The 4,478-nt window shown below is 75.0% G+C and carries 4 protein-coding genes; 3 read left to right on the top strand and 1 reads right to left on the bottom strand.

From position 1 onward, the window contains the following. Positions 1-30 precede the first annotated feature (30 nt). Positions 31-1,131, bottom strand: coding sequence for a uroporphyrinogen decarboxylase (hemE, locus tag ACFV0G_RS35810; RefSeq protein WP_380556960.1), 1,101 nt, complete (start codon positions 1,129-1,131; stop codon positions 31-33). 145 nt (positions 1,132-1,276) lie between these two features. On the opposite strand from hemE, the gene ACFV0G_RS35805 reads away from it, so the two are divergent. From ACFV0G_RS35805 to ACFV0G_RS35795, 3 genes are all read left to right on the top strand, one after another. Then, the gene (locus ACFV0G_RS35805) at positions 1,277-1,927 is read left to right on the top strand and encodes a DUF3000 domain-containing protein (RefSeq protein ID WP_380556958.1); all 651 of its coding nucleotides are present in this window, start codon (positions 1,277-1,279) and stop codon (positions 1,925-1,927) included. Between the two features lie 401 nt (positions 1,928-2,328). Beyond that, positions 2,329-3,048, top strand: a complete 720-nt coding sequence (locus tag ACFV0G_RS35800) for a LuxR C-terminal-related transcriptional regulator (protein WP_380556956.1) — start codon at positions 2,329-2,331, stop codon at positions 3,046-3,048. 171 nt (positions 3,049-3,219) lie between these two features. Continuing rightward, positions 3,220-4,458, top strand: coding sequence for an HRDC domain-containing protein (locus ACFV0G_RS35795; RefSeq protein ID WP_380556954.1), 1,239 nt, complete (start codon positions 3,220-3,222; stop codon positions 4,456-4,458). The last annotated feature ends 20 nt before the right edge of the window (positions 4,459-4,478 follow it).

Here is a 4,478-nt window from a genome sequence, read left to right as displayed (position 1 = left end):
GCCCGGGGGTGCCGGCCGCGGTGCGTGCGGTCAGCGGGCGCTGGCCTCGTGGACGAAGGCGACCAGGCGGGTCAGCGCGTCCGGGTCCATCGTCGGCATGACGCCGTGGCCGAGGTTGAAGATGTGGTGGCTGCCGCCGAGCGCCTGGGCGGCGTGCAGCACCTCGCGGGCCTTGGTCTCCACGACCCTGGTGGGGGCGTAGAGCACGGCCGGGTCGAGGTTGCCCTGCAGGCCCTTGCCCGGGCCGACCCGGTCGGCGGCGACGTTCAGCGGCACCCGCCAGTCGACGCCGACGATGTCCGCGCCGGCCTGGCCCATCAGGCCGAGCAGCTCGCCGGTGTTGACGCCGAAGTGGATCCGCGGCACGCCGTAGCCGGCCACGGCGTCGAACACCTTGGTGCTGGCGGGCAGCACCGAGCGGCGGTACTCGTCCGGGGCGAGCGCACCGGCCCAGGAGTCGAAGAGCTGCACCGCCGAGGCGCCGGCCTCGATCTGGACCTGCAGGAAGGCGGCGCTGATCACGGCCAGCCGGTCGACCAGTTCGGCCCACAGCTCGGGCGCGCCGTACATCATGGCCTTGGTGTTCTCGTACGACTTCGACGGGCCGCCCTCGACCAGGTAGCTGGCCAGCGTGAAGGGCGCGCCGGCGAAGCCGATCAGCGGGGTGGCGCCGAGCTCCTCGACCAGCAGGCCGACCGCCTCGGTGATGTAGGGGACGTCGTCCGGCTCCAGCGGGCGCAGCCGCTGCAGGTCGGCGGCGGTGCGGACGGGGTCGGCGATCACCGGGCCGACGCCGGGCTTGATGTCGACGTCGATGCCGACCGCCCGGAGCGGCACCACGATGTCGCTGAAGAAGATCGCGGCGTCCACCTTGTGCCGGCGCACCGGCTGGAGGGTGATCTCCTTGACGAGCTCGGGCCGCATGCACGACTCGAGCATCGGAACGCCCTCGCGCACCTTGTTGTACTCCGGCAGCGAGCGGCCGGCCTGGCGCATGAACCAGACCGGGGTGTGCGGCACCGGCTCGTTGCGGGCGGCGCGCAGGAACACGGAGTCGTACGCGGCGCCGCGGCGCGCGGTGGGCTGCTGACCGGTCTGGGCTGCGGGGGTCGCCGCGGGTGTCTCACTCACGGGTCAAATCTTCGCACGCGCGGTGCCGCCGGCCGCCCCCGGCGGTTCGTAGGTTCGTCCGGAATGCGAGGTGAACGGCCCCACGGCACGCCGCACCGGCGAAAGTTGCTCGGATTGCGGGCCCGGGCGACCTAGGCTTCCCCTCATGGCAGCGGTCGGCGGGCACCCCGCACAAGGTGGCGGAACGGACAGGGAGGCGGCGCCGATCGAGTTCCGCCGCGCGGTCGAGGCGTTGGCCGGGGCCCGGCTCCGCCCCGAGGTGCTGCTGTCCCCCGCGCCGGCGCCGCGCCGGCTGGCCCCGTTCGCGTGGGCGGTGACCGCGACGGTCGAGGTCGACGGCGACGAGCTGGCCGACGGCCGGCTGGTGCTGCTGCACGACCCGGCCGGGCAGGAGGCCTGGAACGGCGACTTCCGGCTGGTGACCATGACCCGGGCCGAACTGGAGCCCGAGATGGCCGGCGACCCGATGCTGGGCGAGGTCGGCTGGGCGTGGCTGATGGACGCGCTGCAGGCCAACGGCGCCGGCTACGCCGAACCCGGCGGCACGGTCACCCGCTGCGCCTCGCAGTACTTCGGCGCGCTGGCCGAGCGGCCCACCTCGACCGAGATCGAGGTACGGGCGTCGTGGACGCCGGCGGACGGCCGGTTCGAGCGGCACATCGCGGCCTGGGGCGACCTGCTCTGCGTCTGCGCGGGACTGCCGCCGGTCGGCGCCGCCGCGCTGCCGGTCTCCGACGGCCCGTCACTGGGCGGGGTGGTGCCGATGCCGGCCCGGCGCAGGCCCCGCCCGCACTGACCCCGTCCCGCACCCGCCCCGCGCCTTCCCGCCCCTGCCCCCTTCTCCGCCCGCTCTCCCGCCTGCCCCCGGCGTGCCCCCGTCACCTGCGGGGGACGCGCCCCCTGCGGCGCGCCGGAGCCACCCTCAGGGCTGACGGAGTGTGACTTCGGTCGCGCTCTGTGTCAATTATCCGTCTGAAATTGATCATCTTGCACCGATCTTGATCGAATCCGTGCGATTTCGGGGCATGTCGTATCAGTCATCTGCGCGATTTGTCCGTATTGTTACTCACTAGATCGTGATCATTCGCTAAAGCCGGGCATGGATGATGCCGAAGGTGTCAGTGACCCTTTCCGAACGCGGAACACTCCGACCGCCCCCATCGGGGTTCCGTCCGCCACTCCCCACAAGGAGGCCTGGTGTCGGTCCTTCTCGAGCACCCCGCAAACGTGGTCGCCTACCGTCCGACGAAGCCCACCGCCATGGTGGTCATCGCGGACCCGCGCGTCCGAAACACCGTCACCCGGCACCTGTGGGCCCTGGGTGTGCGTGACGTGATCGAGGTCTCCTCGATCGCCGAGGCGCGCCCCCGGGTCGCCACCCCGCGCGACATCTGCATCGCCGACGTGCACCTGCCGGACGGATCCGGGCTGACCATCCTGGCCGAGACCCGCGCCGCGGGCTGGCCCAACGGCCTGGCGCTCTCCGCCGCCGACGACATCGGCGCGGTCCGCTCCGCGCTGGCCGGCGGCGTCAAGGGCTACGTGGTCACCGGTACCCGGACCAACCTGGCCATGCCGGGCCGTCCCGGCATGCCGCTCGGCGCGGCCCACCTGGCCGGCCGGATGCGCCGTCCCGGCATGCCGGGCATGCCCGGCGCGGTCGGTGCCGCCGCGGCGGCCCCCGGCGCTCCCGGCGCCCCCGGTGCGCAGCCCACCGCGTACCGCGAGCTGTCGGGCCGGGAGGTCGAGGTGTTGCGGCTGGTGGCGGAGGGCCAGTCCAACAAGGCGATCGGCGTGGCGATGGGCCTGTCCGCACTGACCGTCAAGAGCCACCTGGCCCGGATCGCCCGCAAGCTGGGCACCGGGGATCGGGCGGGCATGGTCGCCGTCGCGCTGCGCACGGGGATCATCCACTGACCGCGCGCCGGCGCGGAGCAGTACCGGCGGCCCGGAGGAACGTTCCTCCGGCCCGCCGTTCCGCGGCGGACCCCTCCCACCCGGCCCCGAGCGGACGGCGACGTCCGGGCGAAGCCGGTCTGACCAGTCCGACAACACTCCCGGCCGCGGACAGCGTCGTACCCTTGGGGGGTGACCGACGCCGTAGCAGCCATCCCAGAAGAGACAGCCCCGGTCCCGCTCCTCGAACCGCGGGAGGGGCTGCCACCCGTCGTGGCCGACGAGGAGGCGCTCGCAGCCACGGTCGCCGCCTTCGCGGCAGGCAGTGGGCCGGTCGCCGTCGACGCCGAGCGGGCCTCCGGCTACCGCTACGGCCAGCGGGCCTACCTGATCCAGCTGCGCCGCGCCGGCGCGGGCACCGCACTGGTGGACCCGATCGCCTGCCCGGACCTGCGGGCCCTGAACGAGGCGATCGCCGACACCGAGTGGGTGGTGCACGCCGCGACCCAGGACCTCCCCTGCCTGGCCGAGGTCGGCCTGCGGCCGGGGCGCCTGTTCGACACCGAGCTGGCCGGCCGGCTGGCGGGCTTCCCGCGGGTCGGCCTCGGGCCGATGACCGAGAGCGTGCTCGGCCTGTCGCTGGCCAAGGAGCACTCCGCGGTCGACTGGTCGACCCGCCCGCTGCCCGAGCCGTGGCTGCGCTACGCCGCGCTGGACGTCGAGGTGCTGGTCGACCTGCGCGACGCGCTGGAGCAGGAGCTCACCCGGCAGGGCAAGCTCGACTGGGCGCTGGAGGAGTTCGCCGCGCTGGCCGCGGCCCCGCTGCCCGCCCCGCGGGTCGACCCGTGGCGGCGGACCTCCCAGCTGCACAAGGTGCGCCGGCGGCGGCAGCTCGCCGCGGTGCGCGAGCTCTGGCAGACCCGCGACCGGATCGCCCGCGAGCGGGACGTGTCCCCCGGCCGGGTGCTCCCGGACGCCGCGATCGTGAACGCCGCACTCGCGATGCCGCTGAACGCCCCGGCGCTGGTCGCCGTCGCCGGGTTCGGCCCGCGGGTGAACCGCCGCCAGCTCGACCAGTGGCTCGCCGCCCTGCAGCGGGCCCGCGAGGTCCCCGAGGCGCAACTGCCGCCGGCGGCCGCCCCGCACGACGGCCCGCCGCCGCCGCGCGCCTGGGCGGACAAGGACCCGGCCGCCGCCGCCCGGCTGACCGCGGCCCGGGCCGCGGTCACGGCGCTCGCCGAGGAGCACCACCTGCCGGCCGAGAACCTGATCACGCCGGACCTCGTCCGCCGGGTCTCCTGGGAGCCGCCGGCGGTCGCCGACGCCGACGGGATCGGCCGGGCGCTGCGAAGACTCGGCGCCCGCCCGTGGCAGTCCGCCCTGGTGGCGCCCGTGGTGGCGGCCGCCTTCGCGGAGGCGGCCGAGGCGTAGGCCGAGCACCCGGCAGGCTG

The sequence above is a fragment of the Kitasatospora sp. NPDC059571 genome (assembly GCF_042735675.1).
Taxonomy (GTDB): domain Bacteria; phylum Actinomycetota; class Actinomycetes; order Streptomycetales; family Streptomycetaceae; genus Kitasatospora.
The sequence above is the reverse complement of the archived record's forward strand: the minus strand, read 5'-3'. Positions and strand labels throughout refer to the sequence as shown.

Excerpts from the sequence above, each read along its gene's own strand:
- ACFV0G_RS35805 (WP_380556958.1), top strand. The coding sequence starts at position 1,277 with ATGGCAGCGGTCGGCGGGCACCCCGCACAAGGTGGCGGAACGGACAGG.